At 70.1% G+C, this 21,751-nt stretch carries 17 protein-coding genes and 1 pseudogene; 12 read left to right on the top strand and 6 right to left on the bottom strand.

Annotated features, from left to right (window positions below; genetic code table 11):
• Nucleotides 1-17: 17 nt before the first annotated feature.
• The 3 genes from OG747_RS28620 to OG747_RS28630 all read left to right on the top strand — a co-directional run bounded on the left by OG747_RS28620 (nt 18) and on the right by OG747_RS28630 (nt 5,454).
• Nucleotides 18-1,112, top strand: a complete 1,095-nt coding sequence (locus OG747_RS28620; RefSeq protein ID WP_405882258.1) for an esterase-like activity of phytase family protein — start codon at nt 18-20, stop codon at nt 1,110-1,112.
• A gap of 83 nt (nt 1,113-1,195) precedes the next feature.
• Nucleotides 1,196-4,933 carry an ABC transporter ATP-binding protein gene (locus tag OG747_RS28625; RefSeq protein ID WP_405885723.1) on the top strand — a complete coding sequence of 1,246 codons (3,738 nt, stop codon included), beginning with the start codon at nt 1,196-1,198 and terminating at the stop codon, nt 4,931-4,933.
• 143 nt (nt 4,934-5,076) lie between these two features.
• Nucleotides 5,077-5,454 carry a hypothetical protein gene (locus tag OG747_RS28630; RefSeq protein ID WP_405882259.1) on the top strand — a complete coding sequence of 126 codons (378 nt, stop codon included), beginning with the start codon at nt 5,077-5,079 and terminating at the stop codon, nt 5,452-5,454.
• A gap of 16 nt (nt 5,455-5,470) precedes the next feature.
• On the opposite strand, the gene OG747_RS28635 is transcribed toward OG747_RS28630, so the two are convergent.
• Entirely contained in the window at nt 5,471-6,103 is a 633-nt protein-coding gene (locus OG747_RS28635) for a hypothetical protein (RefSeq protein WP_405882260.1), read from the bottom strand.
• A 112-nt stretch (nt 6,104-6,215) separates the two neighbouring features.
• Nucleotides 6,216-8,087: a glycoside hydrolase family 3 protein gene (locus OG747_RS28640; RefSeq protein WP_405882261.1), complete on the bottom strand. Its 1,872-nt coding sequence runs from the start codon at nt 8,085-8,087 to the stop codon at nt 6,216-6,218.
• Nucleotides 8,088-8,459: 372 nt separating this feature from the next.
• Between OG747_RS28640 and aroA the strand changes: the two genes are divergently transcribed.
• Nucleotides 8,460-9,695, top strand: a complete 1,236-nt coding sequence (gene aroA / locus OG747_RS28645; protein WP_405882262.1) for a 3-phosphoshikimate 1-carboxyvinyltransferase — start codon at nt 8,460-8,462, stop codon at nt 9,693-9,695.
• A gap of 133 nt (nt 9,696-9,828) precedes the next feature.
• Entirely contained in the window at nt 9,829-11,046 is a 1,218-nt protein-coding gene (locus tag OG747_RS28650; RefSeq protein WP_405882263.1) for a beta-ketoacyl-[acyl-carrier-protein] synthase family protein, read from the top strand.
• 70 nt (nt 11,047-11,116) lie between these two features.
• Here OG747_RS28650 and hemC read toward each other — a convergent pair whose 3' ends face one another.
• Nucleotides 11,117-12,052, bottom strand: a complete 936-nt coding sequence (gene hemC, locus OG747_RS28655) for a hydroxymethylbilane synthase (RefSeq protein WP_405882264.1) — start codon at nt 12,050-12,052, stop codon at nt 11,117-11,119.
• A 182-nt stretch (nt 12,053-12,234) separates the two neighbouring features.
• Between hemC and OG747_RS28660 the strand changes: the two genes are divergently transcribed.
• From OG747_RS28660 to OG747_RS28680, 5 genes are all read left to right on the top strand, one after another.
• Nucleotides 12,235-13,872 (top strand): ABC transporter substrate-binding protein, encoded by a 1,638-nt coding sequence (locus tag OG747_RS28660; protein ID WP_405882265.1) that lies wholly within the window; start codon nt 12,235-12,237, stop codon nt 13,870-13,872.
• A 75-nt stretch (nt 13,873-13,947) separates the two neighbouring features.
• Entirely contained in the window at nt 13,948-14,871 is a 924-nt protein-coding gene (locus tag OG747_RS28665; protein ID WP_405882266.1) for an ABC transporter permease, read from the top strand.
• Nucleotides 14,864-15,871, top strand: a complete 1,008-nt coding sequence (locus OG747_RS28670; RefSeq protein WP_405882267.1) for an ABC transporter permease — start codon at nt 14,864-14,866, stop codon at nt 15,869-15,871. Before OG747_RS28665 ends, OG747_RS28670 begins: the two co-directional genes overlap by 8 nt.
• A gap of 4 nt (nt 15,872-15,875) precedes the next feature.
• The gene (locus OG747_RS28675) at nt 15,876-16,877 is read left to right on the top strand and encodes an ABC transporter ATP-binding protein (protein WP_405882268.1); all 1,002 of its coding nucleotides are present in this window, start codon (nt 15,876-15,878) and stop codon (nt 16,875-16,877) included.
• Nucleotides 16,870-17,910 (top strand): ABC transporter ATP-binding protein, encoded by a 1,041-nt coding sequence (locus tag OG747_RS28680; protein WP_405882269.1) that lies wholly within the window; start codon nt 16,870-16,872, stop codon nt 17,908-17,910. The genes OG747_RS28675 and OG747_RS28680 overlap by 8 nt, the downstream gene beginning before the upstream one ends.
• Before the next feature lie 162 nt (nt 17,911-18,072).
• Here the strand turns inward: OG747_RS28680 and OG747_RS28685 are convergent, their stop codons facing one another.
• Nucleotides 18,073-20,214 carry a prolyl oligopeptidase family serine peptidase gene (locus OG747_RS28685; RefSeq protein WP_405882270.1) on the bottom strand — a complete coding sequence of 714 codons (2,142 nt, stop codon included), beginning with the start codon at nt 20,212-20,214 and terminating at the stop codon, nt 18,073-18,075.
• Between the two features lie 176 nt (nt 20,215-20,390).
• Between OG747_RS28685 and OG747_RS28690 the strand changes: the two genes are divergently transcribed.
• Nucleotides 20,391-20,585 carry a hypothetical protein gene (locus OG747_RS28690; RefSeq protein ID WP_405882271.1) on the top strand — a complete coding sequence of 65 codons (195 nt, stop codon included), beginning with the start codon at nt 20,391-20,393 and terminating at the stop codon, nt 20,583-20,585.
• 69 nt (nt 20,586-20,654) lie between these two features.
• Here the strand turns inward: OG747_RS28690 and OG747_RS28695 are convergent, their stop codons facing one another.
• On the bottom strand, nt 20,655-20,861 hold the full coding sequence (locus OG747_RS28695; RefSeq protein ID WP_405882272.1) for a DUF397 domain-containing protein: 207 nt from the start codon (nt 20,859-20,861) through the stop codon (nt 20,655-20,657).
• Nucleotides 20,858-21,064 (bottom strand): annotated as a pseudogene (locus OG747_RS28700) (transcriptional regulator); the annotation flags it as partial. The gene OG747_RS28695 and the pseudogene OG747_RS28700, both read right to left, overlap by 4 nt.
• Nucleotides 21,065-21,095: 31 nt before the next feature.
• On the opposite strand from OG747_RS28700, the gene OG747_RS28705 reads away from it, so the two are divergent.
• On the top strand, nt 21,096-21,581 hold the full coding sequence (locus tag OG747_RS28705; RefSeq protein ID WP_405882273.1) for an ATP-binding protein: 486 nt from the start codon (nt 21,096-21,098) through the stop codon (nt 21,579-21,581).
• Nucleotides 21,582-21,751: the final 170 nt, after the last annotated feature.

Genomic DNA, 21,751 nt, shown 5'->3' on the forward strand with positions numbered 1-21,751 from the left:
GCCCTACCGTGACCGGCATGCGCCTGAGATCCGTACTCGCCACCGTCACCGCCGGCCTGGCGGCGGCCACCTCCCTGACCGCCGCCGGGCCTGCCGTCGCCGGACCTGTCGCCGCCCCGAGCGCCAACGCCTGTTCGCCCGCCGTCTCGATCGAGAGCTACTCCGACGCCCTCGACAAGACGACGTACGACAACACCTTCGTCGGCAACCTCTCCGCGCTCGCCGTCGACCGCGACGGTCGGATCGCCGCGCTCTCCGACCGGTCCTCCCTCTTCACCCTGGACCGGAAGACGCTGAAGCCGACGAGCGTCGTGAACCTCACCGACGAGAAGGGCGCCGCGCTCGACTCCGAGGGCCTGGTCGTCGACCTCCCCCACTCTCGGCTTCGCTCGAGCGGGGGGACCCCCACCGGCACCCGTCTCGTCACCTCCGAGACCGAGCCGTCCGTACGCCGCTACGAGCGGGACGGCACCCTGGTCGGGGGCCTCCCCGTACCGGACGCGCTCAAGGTCGCGCCCGCCGGTCGCGCCACCTCCAACCAGACCTTCGAGGGGCTCACCCTCCTCCCCGGCGGACATACTCTGCTCGCCGCCATGGAGGGCGCCCTCAGCGGCGACACCACCGGCATCGTGCGTTTCCAGACCTGGGAGCGCGGCACCGAGCACAGCGACTTCCGGCTCTCCGCCCAGTACGGCTACCGCACCGACACCGGCCTCGGCGTCTCCGAGGCCCAGGCCACCCCGGACGGCCGCCTGCTCGTTCTGGAGCGCGGCTTCACCTCCGGCCTCGGCAACACGGTCCGCCTCTACCTCGCCGACCTCCGCCACGCCACCGACACCAGCCACATCGACACCCTCACCGGCCAGGACGGCGTGGGGCTCGCCCGCAAGACCCTGCTCGCCGATCTCGTGAACTGTCCTTCACTGGGCGCCCAGGCCAAGCAGCCCCAGCCCAACCCCCTGCTCGACAACATCGAGGGCCTGACCATCACGGGCCGCACCCCGGACGGTCGTCTCAAGCTCCTCCTGGTCAGCGACGACAACCAGAACGTCGTCCAGACCACCCGCCTGTACTCCCTGCTCGCCCGCCTGCCACACACGGTGAACGGCTGATTATTGCGGAGGGATGAAATCCGCTTCGTTCAGCGTTGGTGCCTTCCGGCGGAGTGAGATCTACGGAAGGCACCGGCGTGGCAGTGGAAGAGGGTGGGGCCGGGCAGGGGACGCCCGGCTGGGCACGGCGACTGGCCGGGTACGCGTGGCGGTACCCGAAGGACGTCCTGCTCGCGCTCGGCTCCTCGCTCGGAGGCATGGCCGTGATGGCGGTGGTCCCGCTGATCACCAAGGTGATCATCGACGATGTCATCGGCAACCACAGCAAGGCCATGGCGCCCTGGGCGGGCGCGCTGATAGCCGCGGCCGTCCTCGTCTACGTCCTCACCTACATCCGCCGCTACTACGGCGGCCGTCTCGCCCTCGACGTCCAGCACGACCTGCGGACCGAGATGTACGAGACGATCACCCGGCTCGACGGGCGGCGCCAGGACGAGCTGTCCACCGGCCAGGTCGTCGGCCGGGCGACGAGCGACCTTCAGCTGATCCAGGGCCTGCTCTTCATGCTCCCGATGACCATCGGGAACGTGCTGCTCTTCCTGATCTCCCTCGGGATCATGGCCTCGCTCTCCCTCCCCCTCACCCTGGTCGCGCTCGCCGTCGCCCCCGCCCTCTGGTTCGTCGCCAAGCGCAGCCGCTCCAAGCTGCACCCCGCCACCTGGTACGCGCAGGCGCAGGCCGCCGCCGTGGCGGGTGTGGTCGACGGTGCCGTCAGCGGCGTACGCGTGGTGAAGGGCTTCGGGCAGGAGGAACAAGAGACCGGGAAGCTCCGGGAGGTCGGGCGGCGGCTCTTCGCGGGGCGGTTGCGGACCATCCGGCTCAACGCCAAGTACACCCCGGCCCTCCAGGCCGTGCCCGCTCTCGGCCAGGTCGCGATGCTCGCGCTGGGCGGCTGGCTCGCGGTACGCGGGCAGGTCACGCTCGGCACCTTCGTGGCGTTCTCCTCGTACCTCTCCCAGCTCGTCGGACCCGTACGGATGCTCGCCGTGGTCCTGACCGTCGGGCAGCAGGCCCGCGCGGGCGCCGAGCGCGTCCTCGAACTCATCGACACCGAGCCGTCGATCAAGGACGGCACGAAGAACCTTCCCGCCGACGCGCCCGCGACCGTCGAGTTCGACGACGTGTCCTTCGCGTACGAGGACGGGCGGCCGGTTCTCGACGGGCTGAGCTTCGAGATCCGGCCCGGCGAGACCCTCGCCGTGGTCGGTTCGTCCGGCTCCGGCAAATCGACGGTCTCGCTCCTGATGCCCCGCTTCTACGACGTGACGCACGGCGCGGTCCTCATCGGCGGCCACGACGTCCGCGAGCTGACGCACGAGTCGCTGCGCGCCGCGATCGGACTGGTCCCCGAGGACTCCTTCCTCTTCTCCGACACCGTGCGCGCCAACATCGCCTACGGCCGCCCGGAGGCGACCCAGGAGGAGATCGAGACCGCCGCCCGTGCCGCCCAGGCGGACCGCTTCATCGCCGAGCTGCCGGACGGCTACGACACCAAGGTCGGCGAGCACGGACTCACCCTCTCCGGCGGGCAGCGCCAGCGTGTCGCCCTCGCCCGCGCCATCCTCACCGACCCGCGCCTGCTCGTCCTCGACGACGCCACCTCCGCCGTGGACGCCCGCGTCGAGCACGAGATCCACGAGGCGCTGACGCACGTCATGGAGGGCCGGACCACCCTTCTCATCGCCCACCGCCGCTCCACCCTGAACCTCGCCGACCGCATCGCCGTCCTCGACGGCGGCCGCCTCGCCGACATCGGCACACACGAGGAACTCCAGGCGCGCTCCCCGCTCTACCGCCGGCTCCTGACCGACCCGGACGAGCTGGGCGGCGTCTCGCCCGGCCACGCCCAGCCCGCGGCACCCCAGGAGGACACCTCCGTACGGGACGAGCTGGACGCCGAGTTCGACGCCGAGCGCGGGGTCACTCCCCACCTGTGGACCGGCGACCGCGAGCCCAAGGACAACGCCCTGTCCGGCATGCCCGCCACGCCCGAACTCCTCGCCCTGGTCGAGGCGCTGCCCGCGGCCACCGACACCCCGGGCATCGACGAGGCACGCGCGGTCCGGCCCGAGGAGTCGTACGGACTGCGCCGGCTGCTGCGCGGCTTCGGGCCCCCGTTGCTCATCAGCCTGGGGCTTGTGGCCGTCGACGCGGGTATGAGCCTGCTGCTGCCGGTGCTGATCCGGCACGGCATCGACCAGGGCGTCACCCGGATGGCGATCGGCGCGGTGTGGGCCGCCGCCGCGCTGGCGCTGGTCACCGTGCTCGTCCAGTGGGCGGCGCAGATCGGCGAGACCCGGATGACGGGCCGGACCGGCGAGCGGGTGCTCTACTCGCTCCGTCTGAAGATCTTCGCGCAGCTCCAGCGGCTCGGACTCGACTACTACGAGCGGGAGTTGACGGGTCGGATCATGACCCGGATGACGACGGACGTCGACGCGCTGTCGACCTTCCTCCAGACGGGCCTGGTCACCGCGTTCGTCTCGGTCGTCACCTTCTTCGGCATTATGGCCGCGCTGCTGGTGATCGACGTACAGCTGGCGATGGTCGTCTTCGTGACGCTCCCGCCGCTGGTCATCGGCACGTTCTTCTTCCGCCGGGCCAGCGTCAAGGCGTACGAACTCGCCCGCGAACGCGTGTCGGCGGTCAACGCCGATCTGCAGGAGTCGGTCTCCGGGCTGCTGATCCTGCAGGCGTTCAGGCGCGAGCGCTCGGGCGGACGGCGGTTCGCGGAGGGCAGCGACAGCTACCGCAAGGCGCGTATCCGCGGGCAGTGGCTGATCTCGATCTACTTCCCGTTCGTGCAGCTGTTGTCGTCGGTGGCCGCGGCGGCCGTGCTGATCGTGGGCGCGCACCGGGTCGACGCGGGCACCCTGACGACCGGCGCACTGGTCGCCTACCTCCTCTACATCGACCTGTTCTTCGCCCCCGTGCAGCAGCTCTCCCAGGTCTTCGACGGCTACCAGCAGGCCACGGTCTCGCTGGGCCGCATCCAGGAACTGCTTCAGGAGCCGACGTCGACGAAGGCGGCCGACGAGCCGGTGGAGGTGCTGTCCCTGCGCGGCGACATCGCCTTCGAGGACGTCGACTTCGCGTACGGCGACGATGAGGAGGCGCTCAGCGGGGTGTCGTTGGCCATCCCCGCCGGGCAGACGGTCGCCTTCGTCGGCGAGACCGGCGCGGGCAAGTCGACCCTGGTGAAGCTGGTCGCCCGCTTCTACGACCCCACGGGCGGGCGGGTGACGGTCGACGGCACGGATCTGCGCTCCCTCGACCTGACCTCGTACCGGCACCGGCTCGGCGTCGTCCCCCAGGAGGCATACCTCTTCCAGGGGACGATCCGCGACGCCATCGCCTACGGCCGCCCCGACGCCACCGACGCCGAGGTGGAGGCCGCCGCCCGCGCGGTCGGCGCCCACGACATGATCGCCACGCTCGACGGCGGCTACCTCCACGAGGTCGCCGAGCGCGGCCGGAACCTGTCCGCCGGCCAGCGCCAGCTGATCGCGTTGGCCCGCGCCGAACTCGTCGACCCCGACGTCCTGCTCCTCGACGAGGCCACGGCGGCGCTGGACCTGGCGACGGAGGCCCTGGTCAACCAGGCCACCGACCGCCTCGCCGGCCGCCGTACGACGCTGGTCGTCGCCCACCGGCTGACCACGGCCGCCCGCGCCGACCGGGTCGTGGTCATGGACCACGGCCGGGTCGCCGAGGACGGCACTCACGACGAACTCCTCCAACTGGACGGCCGCTACGCGGAGCTGTGGAGGACGTTCGTAGGGGCGCCGGAGCAGGAGGAGCCGGTGGCTTCATCGGCCTGACGCTCCGCACCCCGTCGGCGTGCTCGCGCTTCTCCCCCGTCGGACGGCCGGCGGGTGAAGGGAACCATCCGACGTACGTCCTGCGTCCGTACACCAGTACGCTGATGACCGGGGGAGGGACGACAGTGGACCTTGGTGGTGCGATGAGTCGACGCTTTGTGCTCGGACTGGCGGTGCTGACCGCGTCCGGGCTGCTCGCGCTGGTGAGCCCGGGCAGCGCGCAGGCAGCCGACGGCAACTGCTCGGGGCGCAAAGTCCGTACGCTCGCCTTCTCGACCGGCTCCGTCGAGATCTACAAGCGCGACGGCTACGTCTGCGCGGTGACCATCCCCAAGAGGCAGCAGCCCAACAAACGGCCGATGTCCATCAGCGTGCAGGCGCGCGGCAGCCGACCGGTGGTCGACAAGGGCAGTTTCGCGCGCAACGCGGGCCCGGTGACCATCCACGCGGGCCACCGCTGCGTCCGTATCGCGGGCTCGGTCGGCTCGGGTTCGGTGAGCTCGGGCTGGATTCTCTGCTGAGGCGCCCGCCCGTCGACTACACCGGGCGGGCGCAGCCCACCGGCTTCTTGCCGCCCAGCTGGACATAGAGGGCCGTGGACGACGGGCACTCGGCGCGATCGACGACCGCCGACGTCACCTTGTACTCCGGGGGCTTCTTGCCCTTTCCGTCGCACGCGGTCTCGCGGACCTGCCCGCTGCCGGCGCCGTAGACACAGTCGCCGACGATGGTGCGGGGGCCGCCGCCACCGCCGGGGTCGCCGGGGTGCGGGGGCTCCAGTTTGCGCATGCAGGCGTAGCCCTGGGGGACGACCCCGTCGCCGTTCTCGTCCGAGGCGGGCCGGGTCTCGCTGATGTGCAGGACGAAGTCCGTGGTCGCGGGGCACAGCGGCCCGTCGGCGACCTTGCCGTCGTAACGGGCGATCACGCGCGCGGCGGCCCGTTCGCTGGTGCAGGGCACCTCGGTGAAGCTGGTCGTCCCGAAGGAACTGCACTCGTCGACCGCGAGGAACACCGCGCCGTAGCCGGAGGGCTGCGTAGACGTCGTCCCCGGGCTGGGTTCGGCGCTCCCGGAGCTCGACCAGCGGTCACATCCCGTCAGCGTGGCCACGGCCAGCAGCAGCGCGCACGCCACCCCTACGGAACGCCGACTCGACGAGCTGGCTCGCATGGCTTCCCCCCGATACCCCAGCCCAGCGTGACCCGTTGCGACGGGCACACGCCAGACATCCGGGGTGCTTTGCGTCCTTTGGGGGTGGTGCGCGGGGTGTGCGACGTAGGGCCTAGTACGTCAATCCGTACCCGATCGGATACAGCACCCGCGCCGGGTCGTCCGCCCGTCGCACCGGCACGGGGAGCTTGCCGCGGGGCCGGACCCTGCCCGCGATCACCCGTGCCGCCGCGCGCAGTTCGACGTCCGTCCAGGAGTATGCGGCCAAGTGGGCTCCCACGGAGGGAAGGTGAGCCACGTCGTACGGGTTGCGGATCGCGATCGCGACCACCGGGACGCCGGTGGCGACGAGCCGGTCGACAAGGGTCTTCTGCGAGCCGGTCGCCGTCACGTTGTACGTCCCCACGACCACCGCGTCCACGCCCCCGGCCACCGCCGTCGCCACCGCCTTGTCGATGGTCGCGGCGGAGGGCGCCGTACCGGTGGACAGCGCCGTGGCCGCGAAACCCAGCTCGGTGAGGGCGTTCGCGAGGACGGTGGTGGGCGGTCCGTCGGTGCCGGAGGGGGAGGCGGGGTCGGCGCCCACGACGAGCACGTTCTTGTGCGTGCGCCGTGACAGCGGGAGCAGGCCTTCCTTGTTGACCAGCAGCGTCGTTGTGCGCTCGGCGATCCGGTCGGCCGCCGTGCGGTGCGCCGGGGTGCCGACCGCGCGGTCGACGCCGGGGTCGGTGACGTACGGATTCTCCAGCAGGCCCAGCTTCGCCTTGAGGCGCAGGACGCGCAGGACGGACTCGTCGAGGCGGGCCTCGGTGAGCTCGCCACCGCGCACCGCGTTCAGAACGGCGTTCCAGGCGACGTCGATGGACGGCGGGTTGAGGAGCTGGTCGACACCGGCCTTCAACGCCAGCACGGGGACGCGGTCGTCGCCGTATTTCGTCCGGACCCCCTTCATGTCCAGCGCGTCCGTCACCACGACCCCGTCGTAGCCGAGCTCTCCGCGCAGGATGCCGGTGAGGATCGGGTGGGAGAGGGTGGCGGGGTCACCGGCCGGGTCGAGCGCCGGGACCATGATGTGCGCGGTCATGATCGAGTCGATGCCGGCGCGGATCGCGGCCCGGAAGGGCACGGCGTCGAGGGCGGACCACAGCTCCCGGCTGTGCGTGATGACCGGGAAGCCGGAGTGGCTGTCGACGGCGGTGTCCCCGTGCCCCGGGAAGTGCTTGGACGTGGCCGCCACGCCCGCGCTCTGATACCCCTTCACCTCGGCCGCCACCAGCCCGGCCACCGCGTCCGGGTCGGCGCCGAAGGACCGTACGCCGATGACCGGGTTGGCCGGGTCGACGTTCACGTCGGCGACCGGGGAGTAGTCCTGGCGGATGCCGAGCGCGCGCAGTTCCGTGCCGCTGAGGCACGCCACCGTACGGGCGTCCTCCCGCGAGCCGCCCGCCCCCAGCGCCATCGCGCCGGGGAACAGCGTCGCGGGCTTGCCCACGCGTGTCACCGCTCCGTGCTCCTGGTCGGTGGAGATGAGGACGGGCAGCCCGCGCGGCTGGTCGAGGGACGCCAACTGGATGCCGTTCGAGAGGGCGGCGATCTGGTGCGGGTCGCGGGTGTTGTGCGTCCAGGTGAAGTAGATGATCCCGCCGACGCGGTACTTGGCGATCAGCTCGGCGGCCGTCCTGACGCCGAGCTCCTTCAGGTTGGTGTCGATGTCGGCCTGGTCGGGAGCGGTGGCCGAGTGCCCGTACACCCGCATCACGAAGAGCTGGCCGACCTTCTCCTCCAGCGTCATACGGGAGAGGAGGGCGAGCAGTTCCTTGTCGCGGAGTCCCTTGTCGTGGAGTGCCTGGTCGTCGGCATACGCACGGGCGCCGTTGGCGACCACGGCGGTGACGCCCGCGGTCGCGGCGAGAACCGTGCGTCTGGACAGTCGGTGTGCGGTGCTTCCCGTGCTGGAGTCGCGCACGTGCGCTCCTTCCCTCATGAAGGAAACTTCCGAGGAGTCACGAATATCCGGGAAGTTTCTTCCAGTCAAGGGTGTGCACAGTAACCCGCTGAGGGGCCGTCACCGGCGCAGTTGGAGGGGGCGCGCCGGTGACGGCGTGCTGCCGGCCGCAGGCGGCGGAGAGGGTGGTCAGCGATCGCAGCCAGCAGCGAGGCCGACACCGCACTGCGGAGACTCATCCGGCAGCATGCGGATTGGACGAACCGGCGCGCACCGGGGTTCCCCGGTTTCCGGAGGTTCAGAGAAGTTGGTGCGGGTGTGCCGAATGGGAGGGATGGGCCGACGCCGAGGGTCGGGTCCATTTGGCGGACGGTCCGGCGCCGGAGCGGGTCGGGGAGCCAGCATGAGGACATGGCCGTAGTCGACATTCCCGGTTCCAAGTCCATCACCGCGCGTGCGCTCTTCCTGGCAGCCGCGGCCGACGGGGTCACCACCCTCCTGCGGCCGCTCCGGTCGGACGACACGGAGGGCTTCGCGGAGGGCCTGACCCGGCTCGGCTACCGCGTCGGCCGCACCCCGCACGCCTGGCAGGTCGACGGCCGCCCACAGGGCCCGGCGGCCACGGACGCCGACGTGTACTGCCGGGACGGCGCGACCACCGCCCGTTTTCTGCCGACCCTGGCCGCCGCCGGACACGGCACCTACCGCTTCGACGCCTCCGCGCAGATGCGCCGCCGCCCGCTGCTCCCGCTGACCCGCGCCCTGCGCGACCTCGGCGTCGACCTGCGGCACGACGAGGCGGAGGGCCACCACCCGCTGCGGATCGCGGCGTCGGGGGTGGAGGGCGGTGACGTGACACTCGACGCGGGTCAGTCCTCCCAGTACCTGACGGCCCTCCTGTTGCTCGGCCCGCTGACCCGCAACGGCCTGCGGATCACCGTCACGGACCTGGTCTCGGCGCCGTACGTCGAGATCACGCTCGCGATGATGCGGACGTTCGGCGCGGACGTACGACGGGAGGGCGACGTCTTCGTCGTCGAGCCCGGCGGCTACCGCGCCACCACCTACGCCATCGAGCCCGACGCCTCCACCGCGAGCTACTTCTTCGCCGCGGCCGCCGTGACGGGCCGCGAGGTGACGGTCCCGGGCCTGGGGACGGGCGCGCTCCAAGGCGACCTGGGCTTCGTCGACGTACTGCGGCGGATGGGGGCGCGGGTGGAGGTCGGCCGCGACGCCACCACGGTGACGGGTACAGGGGAGTTGACCGGCGCCACGGTCACCATGCGGGACATCTCCGACACGATGCCGACGCTCGCCGCGATCGCGCCCTTCGCCTCGGGCCCGGTCCGCATCGAGGACGTCGCCAACACGCGCGTCAAGGAGTGCGACCGCCTGGACGCCTGCGCGGAGAACCTCCGGCGGCTGGGCGTACGGGTGGAGACCGGGCCGGACTGGATCGAGATCCACCCCGGTACGGCTCCCGTCGCCGGCACGGAGATCACGTCGTACGGCGACCACCGCATCGTCATGTCCTTCGCGGTGACCGGGCTGAGGGCGCCGGGGATGTCGTTCGACGACCCCGGATGCGTACGGAAGACGTTTCCGGGTTTCCATGAGAAGTTCGCGGAATTTCACTCGAATCGGTGAGCGTGCATGGTGGCGGGTTTCTCGAACGTGTGAGGGTCTGGCGCCCGCTTTCGCTGTGAGACGGCGATTCCCCTGGGATGAGCCGCATTCGGGCTCGCATGCGCCCGGCCCGTTCGACTTACGCTCTCGCCCCATGAACGAAGTCGTGATCACCGGCATCGGGCTGATCACCCCCGCGGGGATCGGCACGGCCGCCACCTGGAACGGCCTGCTCGCCGGTTTGTCCACCGCGGCCACGGACCCGGAGCTCGCCGGACTCCCGACCGACTTCTGCTGTCGGGTCCCCGGCTTCGACGCCGGTGCCCTGCTCGGCCGCCGCCTCGCGGGCCGCCTGGACCGGTTCACAGTGATGGCGGTGCTCGCGGCACGGGAAGCGGTCGCGGCGGCCGGCCTGGTCCCCGCCGAGTGGCCGGCCCGCCGGGTGGGGGTGGTCGTCGGCACCGGTACGGCGGCCATGGCCAGCTATCTGACCGAGGTCCCCAAGGTCGCCGAGGGGCGGCACCGGCGGGTCGACCCCTTCTCCGTGCCGCGCACCGTCCCCAACATGTCGGCCGGCGAGGTCGGCCTCGACCTGGGCGCCCGCGGCCCGAACCTGGTCACCAGCACCGCGTGCGCCTCGGGCACCACGGCCATCGGCACCGCCTTGCTGATGCTGCGCGCCGGGATGTGCGATGTCGTCGTCGCGGGCGGTGCCGAGTCCGTGTGCTCCCGGATTCCCGCCGCCACCTTCGGCCAGATGCGCGCGCTGTCCGTGCGCCGCGCCGAACCGGCCGCCGCCTCCCGGCCGTTCGACGCCGACCGGGACGGGTTCGTGCTCGGCGAGGGCGCCGCCATGCTCGTACTGGAACGCGTCGAGCACGCGCGGGCACGGGGCGCGCAGGCCCAGGCCCGGCTGGCCGGGTACGGCGCCGGGTGTGACGCCCACCACTTCATCGCCCCGCACCCCGACGGGCGGGGAGCCGCCGAGGCCGTCCGGGCGGCCCTGGCCGACGCGGACCTCGTCCCCTCCGACATCGACCATGTCAACACGCACGGCACGAGCACCGCCCTCAATGACATCGCCGAATTCCGCGCCCTGCACAGCGTTTTCGGGTGGCCGCCGCCGGTCACCGCCAACAAGAGCGTGCTGGGGCACGCGATCGGCGGGGCGGGCGCCATCGAGGCCGCCTGCACGGTCCTGACGCTCCGCCACCAGCTCATCCCGCCGACCGCCAACCAGGACCGTCAGGACCCGGACATCGACCTGGACGTCGTCAGCAAGGTCCCCCGCCCACACCGGATGCGGGCCGCGCTGACGACGTCGTACGGCTTCGGCGGCCAGAACGCGGTGCTGGCGTTCACCACCCCGTGACCCACGCCGGAATCCCGGTTGCCCGGTAGGGCTGGTCAGAGGTTGTTCAGCGAGGCCGGTCAGAGGTTGTTCAGTGGGGGATGTCGTCGATCAGTTCCCGTGCGCCCTGGCGCAACAGGGCGACGGCGACCGACGTGCCCAGGGTCGCGGCGTCGAGGCGGCCCGCCCATTCGTGGGCGTTCAGTACGGTCTTGCCGTTGGGGGTGAACACGCAGGCACGCAGGGAGAGTTCGCCGCCGCGCTCGGCCCGCGCGTAGCCCGCGATCGGTGAGTTGCAGTGACCCTGGAGGACGTGCAGGAACATGCGCTCCGCCGTGGCCTCGCGGTGTGTGTTCGGGTCGCCGAGGTCGCTGACGGTCTCGATCACGGCGGTGTCGCCCTCGCGGCACTGAAGGGCCAGAATGCCCGCGCCGATCGGCGGCATCATCGTCTCCGGCGACAGGGCTTCGGTGATCACGTCCGCCCGGCCGATCCGTTCCAGCCCCGACACCGCCAGCAACACCGCGTCCGCCTCGCCCGCCGCCAGTTTCTCCAGCCGCCGGTTGGCGTTGCCGCGGAACGGTACGCAGTCCAAGTGCGGGTGCGAGGCGGCGAGCTGTGCGACCCGGCGCACCGAGGACGTACCGATCCGGGTGCCCGGCGGCAACTCGTCGAGGGTGAGCCCACCGGGGTGGACGAGGGCGTCCCTGATGTCGTCCCGGGCCAGGAACGCGGCGAACAGCGTCCCCGCCGGAAGCGGCCGGTCGGCGGGGATGTCCTTGACGCAGTGCACCGCGAGATCCGCCTCGCCCGCCAGCAGTGCCGCGTCCACCTCCTTGGTGAACGCGCCCTTGCCCTCGACCGTGGCCAGGTCGCCCAGCCACTTGTCGCCCGTCGTCTTCACGGGCACGACCTCGGTGCGGATGCCGGGATGCAGTGCGCCCAACTCGGCGCGGACGCGCTCCACTTGGGCCAGGGCCATCGGCGAGTCGCGGGAGACGATACGGATCAGTTCCGGGGCGGCCATGAGCTCCACGATAGCGCGTCGGGTGGGTGGAGGCGGGGGTACGGTATTCGGCCCATTCGGGGTTCCCCGTCCCACGTTCGGGTGGCCTGAATGTGCGTCATGTGCCGTACGGGTCGATATTGACCGGTAATGGAACAGCGCCCCGCCGCCGGCGGCACAGCGCACTCTTGAGGAGGCACTCCATGCGTGGAGCGACGCATGCCAGGTGGACCGCGGGTGCGGCGGCGGTGGCCCTCGTGGCGACCGCCTGCGGGGGCGGAGGCGGCGGCGGGGGTGGCGGTGGCGGCAGTGGCTCCGGGGTCCTCAGTTCCTCCTGGGGAGACCCACAGAACCCGCTGGAGCCGTCCAACACCAACGAGGTGCAGGGCGGCAAGGTCCTCGACATGATCTTCCGGGGTCTGAAGCGGTACGACGCCAGGACCGGCGCGGCCCAGGACATGCTGGCGCAGAAGATCGACACCTCGGACTCGCAGAACTTCACGATCACCGTCAAGGATGGCTGGACGTTCAGCAACGGAGAGCCCGTCACCGCCCAGTCCTTCGTGGACGCCTGGAACTACGGGGCCAGTCTCAAGAACAACCAGAAGAACGCGTACTTCTTCGGGTACATCGAGGGCTACGACAAGGTCCACCCCGACACGGGCACGCAGAGCGCGGACACGCTGTCGGGGCTGAAGGTCACCGGCGCCCACACCTTCACCGTCAAGCTCAACCAGAAGTTCTCGACGTTCCCCAACACCCTCGGCTATGTGGCCTTCGCGCCGCTGCCCAAGGCGTTCTTCAGCGACCACGCGGCCTGGCTTAAGAAGCCGATCGGCAACGGGCCCTACACCGTCGACTCCTACACCAAGGGCTCGATGATGTCTCTGCGGAAGTGGGACGCGTATCCCGGCACGGACAAGGCGCAGAACGGCGGGGTGGACCTGAAGGTCTACACCGACGGCAACACCGCCTACACCGACCTGATGGCCGGCAACCTCGACCTCGTTGACGACGTGCCCGCCTCCCAGCTCAAGAACGTGAAGAGCGACCTCGGGGACCGGTACATCAACACCCCGGCCGGCATCATCCAGACGCTCGCCTTCCCGTTCTACGACAAGGACTGGGACAGGAGCGGGATGGAGAACGTCCGCAAGGGTCTGTCCATGGCGATCAACCGCGACCAGATCACCAGCACGATCTTCCAGAAGACCCGCACCCCGGCCACCGACTGGACCTCACCGGTGCTCGGCAAGGACGGTGGCTTCCAGGACGGGCTGTGCGGCGCCTCCTGCACCTACGACCCCGCGCAGGCGAAGAAGCTGATCCAGGACGGCGGTGGACTGCCCGGCGGACAGATCAAGATCACGTACAACGCGGACACCGGCTCGCACAAGGAGTGGATCGACGCCGTCTGCAACTCCATCAACAACGCGATGGGCAACGACAAGGCCTGCGTCGGCAACCCCGTCGGCACCTTCGCCGACTTCCGCAACCAGATCGGGCAGCACAAGATGCAGGGTCCCTTCCGGGCCGGCTGGCAGATGGACTACCCGCTGATCCAGAACTTCCTGCAGCCGCTCTACTACACGAACGCCTCCTCCAACGACGGCAAGTGGTCCAACAAGGACTTCGACAAGCTCGTCGACCAGGCGAACGCCGAGACCGACAAGACCAAGGCCATCCAGCTCTTCCAGCAGGCCGAAGGGGTCGTCCGCGACAACATGGCCGCCATCCCGCTCTGGTACCAGAACGGCAGCGCGGGTTACTCGGACAGGCTCTCCAACGTGGCGCTCAACCCGTTCAGCGTGCCCGTCTACAACGAGATCACGGTCAGCTGAGCCGTCCACGGGGCGAGCCGCCGGCGCCTAGGCGCACCCGAGGGCTCGCCCCGTACTACCTCCGGAGCCCCCCCCATGGGACGGTATGTGATCCGGCGCCTGCTGCAGATGATCCCGGTCTTCATCGGCGCCACCCTCTTGATCTTCCTGATGGTGAACGTGATGGGCGACCCCATCGCGGGCCTGTGCGGCGAGCGGCAGTGCGACCCCGCCACCGCCGCCCAGCTGCGCCGGGAGTTCGGCCTCGATAAACCGCTGTGGCAGCAGTACCTGACGTACATGGGCAATGTCTTCACCGGCGACTTCGGCACCGCCTTCAACGGGCAGCCGGTCACCGAGCTGATGGCCACCGCCTTCCCGGTCACCATCCGGCTGACGATCGTCGCGATCCTCTTCGAGATCGTCATCGGCATCCTGCTGGGCGTCGTCACCGGGCTGCGTCGCGGCCGGCCCGTCGACACCGGCGTGCTGCTGCTCACCCTCGTCGTCATCTCGGTGCCGACCTTCGTCACCGGTCTGCTGCTGCAGCTGCTGCTCGGCGTCGAGTGGGGCTGGATCAAACCCTCCGTCTCCACGGACGCCACCTTCGGCGAACTGATCGTGCCCGGGCTGGTCCTCGCCTCCGTCTCCCTCGCCTACGTGACCCGGCTGACCCGGACCTCCATCGCGGAGAACAAGCGGTCCGACTACGTCCGTACGGCCGTCGCCAAGGGCCTGCCCCGGCACCGGGTGATCATCAAGCACCTGCTGCGCAACTCACTGATCCCCGTGATCACCTTCATCGGCACGGACATCGGCGCGCTGATGGGCGGCGCGATCGTCACCGAGCGGATCTTCAACATCCACGGCGTCGGCTACCAGCTCTACCAGGGGATTCTCCGGCAGAACACCCAGACCGTCGTCGGCTTCGTGACCGTCCTCGTCCTCGTCTTCCTGGTCGCCAACCTGCTCGTCGACCTCCTCTACGCCGTACTCGACCCGAGGATCCGCTATGCCTGAGCAGCCGCCGTACCAGCCGCCGTACCAGCCGCCGTACCAGTCGGAGGGTGCCATCGCCGCGACCGGCGCGGGCGGCGCCATGGACCTCGCCACGAGCGAGGGGGCGACCCTGCAGAGGACGCCCGGCGGTCCGCAGGGCACGGGCCCCCAGGAGAAGCCCAGGAGCCTGTGGTCGGACGCCTGGCGCGATCTGCGGCGCAACCCCGTCTTCATCGTCTCCGCGCTCGTCATCCTCTTTTTGGTGATCATCTCGATCCGGCCCTCGCTGATCACCACCCAGAACCCCCTCAAGTGCGACCTCGCCAAGGCCCAGGAGGGCTCGCAGCCGGGGCACCCCTTCGGGTTCGACGGGCAGGGCTGCGACGTCTACACGCGGACGGTCTACGGGACCCGCGTCTCGATCAGCGTCGGCGTCTGCGCCACCCTAGGCGTCGCGATCCTCGGCTCGGCACTGGGCGGGCTCGCCGGATTCTTCGGCGGGGTGGGTGACTCGGTCCTCTCCCGGATCACCGACATCTTCTTCGCGATCCCCGTCGTGCTCGGAGGCCTGGTCCTCCTCTCCGTCGTGACCAGCAACACCATCTGGCCGGTCATCGGGTTCATGGTGCTGCTCGGCTGGCCGCAGATCTCCCGGATCGCCCGCGGCTCCGTCATCACCACCAAGCAGAACGACTACGTCCAGGCCGCCCGCGCCCTCGGCGCCTCCCACTCACGGCTCCTGCTGCGGCACATCACGCCCAACGCCGTCGCGCCGGTCATCGTCGTCGCCACCATCGCGCTCGGTACGTACATCTCGCTGGAGGCGACGCTCTCCTACCTCGGCGTCGGCCTGAAGCCCCCGACGGTCAGCTGGGGCATCGACATCTCCTCGGCCTCCGCCTACATCCGCACGGCCCCGCACATGCTGCTGTGGCCCGCCGGCGCCCTCGCGATCACCGTGCTCGCGTTCATCATGCTCGGCGACGCGGTGCGCGACGCCCTCGACCCGAAGCTGAGGTGACGCCGTGCTGCTCGAAGTGCGCGATCTGCACGTGGAGTTCCGCACCAGGGACGGGGTGGCCAAGGCCGTCAACGGAGTGAACTACGGCGTGGACGCCGGCGAGACCCTCGCCGTCCTCGGCGAGTCCGGCTCCGGCAAGTCGGTCACCGCGCAGGCCGTGATGGGCATCCTCGACATGCCTCCCGGGAAGATCACCGGCGGCGAGATCCTCTTCCAGGGAAGGGACCTGCTCACCCTCAAGGAGGACGAGCGGCGCAAGGTCCGCGGCGCCGAGATGGCGATGATCTTCCAGGACGCGCTGTCCTCCCTCAACCCCGTGCTCAGCGTCGGCGACCAGCTCGGCGAGATGTTCACCGTGCACCGCGGGATGTCCAGGAAGGACGCCCGCGCCAAGGCCATCGAGCTGATGGACCGGGTACGGATTCCGGCCGCCGCCGACCGGGTGCGCGACTATCCGCACCAGTTCTCCGGCGGTATGCGCCAGCGCATCATGATCGCCATGGCGCTGGCCCTGGAACCCGCGCTGATCATCGCCGACGAACCGACCACCGCCCTCGACGTCACCGTCCAGGCCCAGGTCATGGACCTGCTCGCCGAACTCCAGCGCGAGCTCGACATGGGGCTCATCCTCATCACCCACGACCTCGGCGTGGTCGCGGACGTCGCCGACCGGATCGCCGTGATGTACGCGGGCCGGATCGTCGAGTCCGCGCCGGTCCGCGCCCTCTACAAAGCCCCGGCGCACCCCTATACCAAGGGCCTGCTGGAGTCGATCCCGCGCCTCGGCCAGAAGGGTCAGGAGCTCTACGCCATCAAGGGCCTGCCGCCCAACCTCATGCACATCCCGCCCGGCTGCGCCTTCAACCCGCGCTGCCCGATGGCCCAGGACATCTGCCGCACCGAGGTGCCGCCGCTGTTCGAGGTGGACCATGTGGACCATGTGGACCATGAAGAAGGGGACCGCACCAGCGCCTGCTTCTTCTGGCGGGAGTGCCTCGATGGCTGAGGCGATTCTGGAGGTCAGCGGCCTGGTCAAGCACTACCCGCTGACGCGGGGGATCCTCTTCAAGAAGCAGGTCGGCTCGGTGAAGGCCGTCGACGGCGTCGACTTCCACCTCGGCCGCGGCGAGACCCTCGGCATCGTCGGCGAGTCCGGCTGCGGCAAGTCCACGGTCGCGAAGATGCTGGTCAACCTGGAGAAGCCGACCGCCGGAACGATCAAGTACAAGGGCGAGGACATCACCCGGCTGACCGGCAAGGCGCTCAAGGCCGTACGCCGCAACATCCAGATGGTCTTCCAGGACCCCTACACCTCGCTCAACCCCCGTATGACCGTAGGCGACATCATCGGGGAGCCGTACGAGATCCACCCCGAGGTCGCGCCCAAAGGCGACCGCAGGAGGCGCGTCCAGGATCTGCTGGACGTGGTCGGACTCAACCCCGAGTACATCAACCGCTACCCGCACCAGTTCTCCGGAGGCCAGCGCCAACGCATCGGCATCGCCCGGGGGTTGGCGCTGCACCCCGAGATCATCGTCGCCGACGAACCGGTCTCCGCGCTCGACGTCTCGGTGCAGGCCCAGGTGATCAACCTGATGGAGAAGCTCCAGGACGAGTTCGACCTCAGTTATGTCTTCATCGCGCACGACCTCTCCATCGTGCGGCACATCTCCGACCGGGTCGGCGTGATGTACCTCGGGCGGATCGTGGAGACCGGCAAGGACGCCGAGATCTACGACCACCCGACGCACCCGTACACCCAGGCACTGCTCTCCGCCGTGCCCGTCCCCGACCCGGAGGCCCGCGAGCGCCGGGAGCGGATCATCCTCGTCGGAGACGTTCCCTCCCCGGCGAACATCCCCTCCGGCTGCCGCTTCCGCACCCGTTGCTGGAAGGCGCAGGAGCGCTGCACGCTGGAGGTGCCGCTGCTCGCGGTGCCCGCGGAATTCCGCCTCAGCGAGGGTCCGGCCGCACACGACTCGGCGTGTCACTTCGCCGAGGAGAAGCAGGTCGTACCGCCGGAGGAACCGCCCGAGTGAGCGACATAACCCCGCAAATACTGACGAACTTCGTTAACATGCAGGCAACTTTGCGGAAGCGGCACCGATATACGGACGCGTCAAGGTAATCAGCGTACGGCCGTGCGGGTGCCGTAGATGGGCCGGGGCGCGCCATGTCGCCCCGGCCCACTCTCTTTGCGCCTAAGCCGGCGCCGCGCTCAGTTTGAGGGCGCGCTTCAGGAAATCCACCTGGAGCAGCAGCAGGTTCTCCGCGACCTGTTCCTGCGGGGTCATGTGCGTGACGCCCGAAAGGGGCAGTACCTCGTGCGGCCGGCCCGCGGACAGCAGTGCCGAGGACAGCCGCAGCGCGTGGGCGACCACCACGTTGTCGTCCGCGAGGCCGTGCACGATCATCAGCGGCCGGTGCGGCTCGGCGGCTGCGGACAGCCCCTCGTCGGTGATCAGCGAGCTCTTCGCGTACGTCTCCGGCGCCGCCGTCGGGTCACCGAGGTACCGCTCCGTGTAGTGGGTGTCGTACAGCCGCCAGTCCGTGACCGGGGCGCCCGCGATGCCCGCGTGGAAGACGTCGGGGCGGCGCAGCACGGCCAGCGCCGCGAGCCAGCCGCCGAACGACCAGCCCCGGATCGCCACCCGGGACAGGTCCAGCGGGAATCGCTCCGCGAGACCGTGCAGCGCCTCGATCTGGTCGTCGAGGGTGAGCGTGAAGTCGTCGCGGATCGCCTTCTCCCAGGCGGGGGAGCGGCCCGGGGTGCCGCGGCCGTCGGCGACGATCACCGCGAAGCCCTGGTCGGCGAACCACTGCGAGGTGAGGTGCGCGTTGTGCGCCGCCAGCACCCGGGGGCCGTGCGGACCGCCATAGGGGTCCATGAGGACGGGGAGGGGAGTGTCACCGTCGTAGTCAGTAGGCATAAGCAGGGCGCATGGGATTTTCTGTGCGCCCCCCTCGGTGAGCGTCACGCGCGGGGACAGACCGGGATGTTCCGCGTACGAGGGGACGGTCGCTACTCGCTTGAAGTCCCGCAGCACCTGCACCTGGGCGCCCGGCTGGTCCGGCACCGAGGAGATCAGTACGGTCACGCCCCCGCCGCGCACCGCCGAGTGCACGCCGGGTTCCTGGGAGAGACGCTCGACACCGAGCTCGTTGACGCGGTAGACATGCACCTCGCCGGTTTCCGGGGCGGCCGCCGCCTCGCCCGCCGCCGCCGAGATCAGCACGTCGTCGTCCGAGACATCCAGCACCGCGCGCACATGCAACTGCGGTCCCGTCAGCGGGCGCTCACCGAAGGCCAGCACCCGCGCCCCGCCCTCGTCGGCGATCCGTACGAGCTGTCCGGAGGGGCTCCAGCACGGTACGCCAGGGAAAAGATCCAGCCATTGTCGATCTTCATCGGCGTGCACCATCCGGGTCACCCCGGTGTCCGGGTCGACGGCCAGGAACAGCTGGCTGCGCTGGTCCCGCGCCTGTACCAGAATCAGCGGCGCACCCGCCGCTGACCAGTGCACATGTGCCAGATACGGGTAGCGCGCCCGGTTCCAGACGACCTCCGTGCGCACCCCGTCGAGGGCGATCACGAAGAGTCTTACGTCCGCATTGTCCGTTCCGGCCGCCGGGTATGCGACCTGCTGAGGGGCACGTTCCGGTTGTGCGGGATCGGAAATCCACCAGCGCCGAACGGGTGCGTCGTCGACCCGCGCGACGAGCAGCCGGTCCCCCTCCGGAGACCACCAGAAGCCCCGCGTACGCCCCATTTCCTCGGCCGCGATGAACTCGGCCAATCCATAGGAAACCGTCCCCGATTCCGCCGCGGGCTCCGGCTCCGCGAGCGCCCGGTCGTCCTCCCCCTCGGCGCCGACGACCCGCAGGGCGCCCCCGGAGACGTACGCGACGAGCCGTCCGTCGGGGGAGGGGCGCGGGTCGATCACCGGCCCCGGGACGCGTAGTTCGCGTGCCGTGCCGGCCCGTAGCTCCGTCGTGAAAAGCCGCCCTGACAAGGCAAAAGAGGCCAACTCGACCGCCGTGTCGGTGGCGTAGCCGACGACCCCGGCGCTGCCCTCACGGCTGCGTTCGCGGCGCGCCCGCTCCGCCGTCGAGAGGTGCTCCGTGGCGCCGCCGAGCAGCGCCCCCGGGTCGGCCGCGACGCGCTCCTGTCCCCCCGCGACATCGAGGACCCACAGCTGATTCGCCCGGTCCGTCCCGGAGGAGGACCTCAGGAACACGACCCGGGAACCGTCCGGGGACACGGTGAACGCGCGGGGCGCTCCGAGGGTGAAACGCTGCGTCCGGGCGTACCGGCGCGGGAAGGAAAGAGGCTCGGTCGTCATGCCCCGACCATATTGGCCATGCGCCCCCTTGTGCGGCCGTGCGCCGATCGATGCGCGCGTATGGATAGTTATGATCACTGGCGGTGCGTGGGTATGAACCCGCTGGCCGCTGTATGGATTTACCGACCCCCATGTCCGACGCCCCGTGTCCCTGGGATCTTTGGAGGTGAGCCGCCGTGGCACTCTCGATTTCGGCGGTGGTGCTGCTGGCGATCATCGTTGTCATCCTGGTCAGGAAGTCCGGGTTGAAGGCCGGGCACGCGGTCGTCTGCGTCCTGTTCGGCTTCTACCTGGCCTCCTCGACGATGGCCCCCACCATCAGCAGCCTCACTACGAACGTGGCGGACATGATCGGCAGCTTCAAGTTCTGACGGGTGCCGGGTCGGGTGCCCGGCTCCGGGCACCTGTACGGGTACCAGCCCGTCCTGGGCGCGAGGTTGTCAGCCCTTTGACGCGTACGGTACGAAGTCGGCCCACGCCCTCGGCGTAAGCGCGAGCTGGGGGCCGGCGGTGTTCTTCGAGTCGCGGACGTGCACGGTGTCGGGGGTGGTGGCGATCTCGACGCAGGAATCGCCTTCACTGCTGCTGTAGCTGCTCTTGAACCAGTCCAGTTCGGGGAAATCCCTGGCCGGGATGTTGCGCGTCATGTTTCCCCCAGCAGTTGCTCGACGAAGGCCATCGACTCCCGTGGGGTGAGAGCCTGAGCCCGGATGATGCCATACCGCAGTTCTAGGATGCGGAGTTGCCTGGGCTCGGCGACCGGACTGCCGTTGGTCAGGGCAGGAGAACGCCCGACTGCCGAACCCTCCGCGAACTTCAGCACCTCGATCCCGCCTACCCCTCCAGGTTCACGGTAGGTGCACGCCGCCACGCTGAGTGACGTGAATCAAGAAACCGTCACCCCCGAGGCCCAACCCGGCACTCCCCTCCGCAACTTCAGCGTGCTCCTGTCGCCCACGCCACGCGGCGCCCGCCTCGGCAGTCTTCTCGCCACTGAGCAACTCCGCACGCGGGGACTCCCCTTGGGACCGGCAACGCACATCGTCGCCGAACTGGCGGCCAACGCGGCGACGCACGGGCGTGTCCCGGGCCGCGACTTCCGGCTCATGCTCTCCGTCGTCGCAGGCACTCTCCGGATCGAGGTCACCGACACCCGCGGTGACCGCCTGCTCCGGCCCCAGCCCCTCACCCCTGACGCCGAGTCCGGCCGCGGTCTCGTCCTGGTCGACGCCTTCGCCGACCGCTGGGGCCGGGTCCCGGGGCCGCCCCCGCGCAAAACGGTATGGGCCGAGCTGGACCTCGCACCGGAACCCGTCCGCCCGTGCTCCGGTGCGACGGGCGGTCTTTTTCAAGAAACACAAGGGTGAAAGAACCCGACCAAACCCCACCCCTCCCGCCCGCCGCGCAAACTCACCCGCTCGGGTGAACATCACCAACTCGGCTGGATTCGGGACCGGTTGCCTGCCCTACGCTCAGCGCAACACAACCGCAGACATGCGACGGCCCCCGCCGGGACGGCAATCCCAATGCGAGGGCC

Source organism: Streptomyces sp. NBC_01384, from assembly GCF_045040035.1.
Classification (GTDB): Bacteria; Actinomycetota; Actinomycetes; order Streptomycetales; family Streptomycetaceae; genus Streptomyces.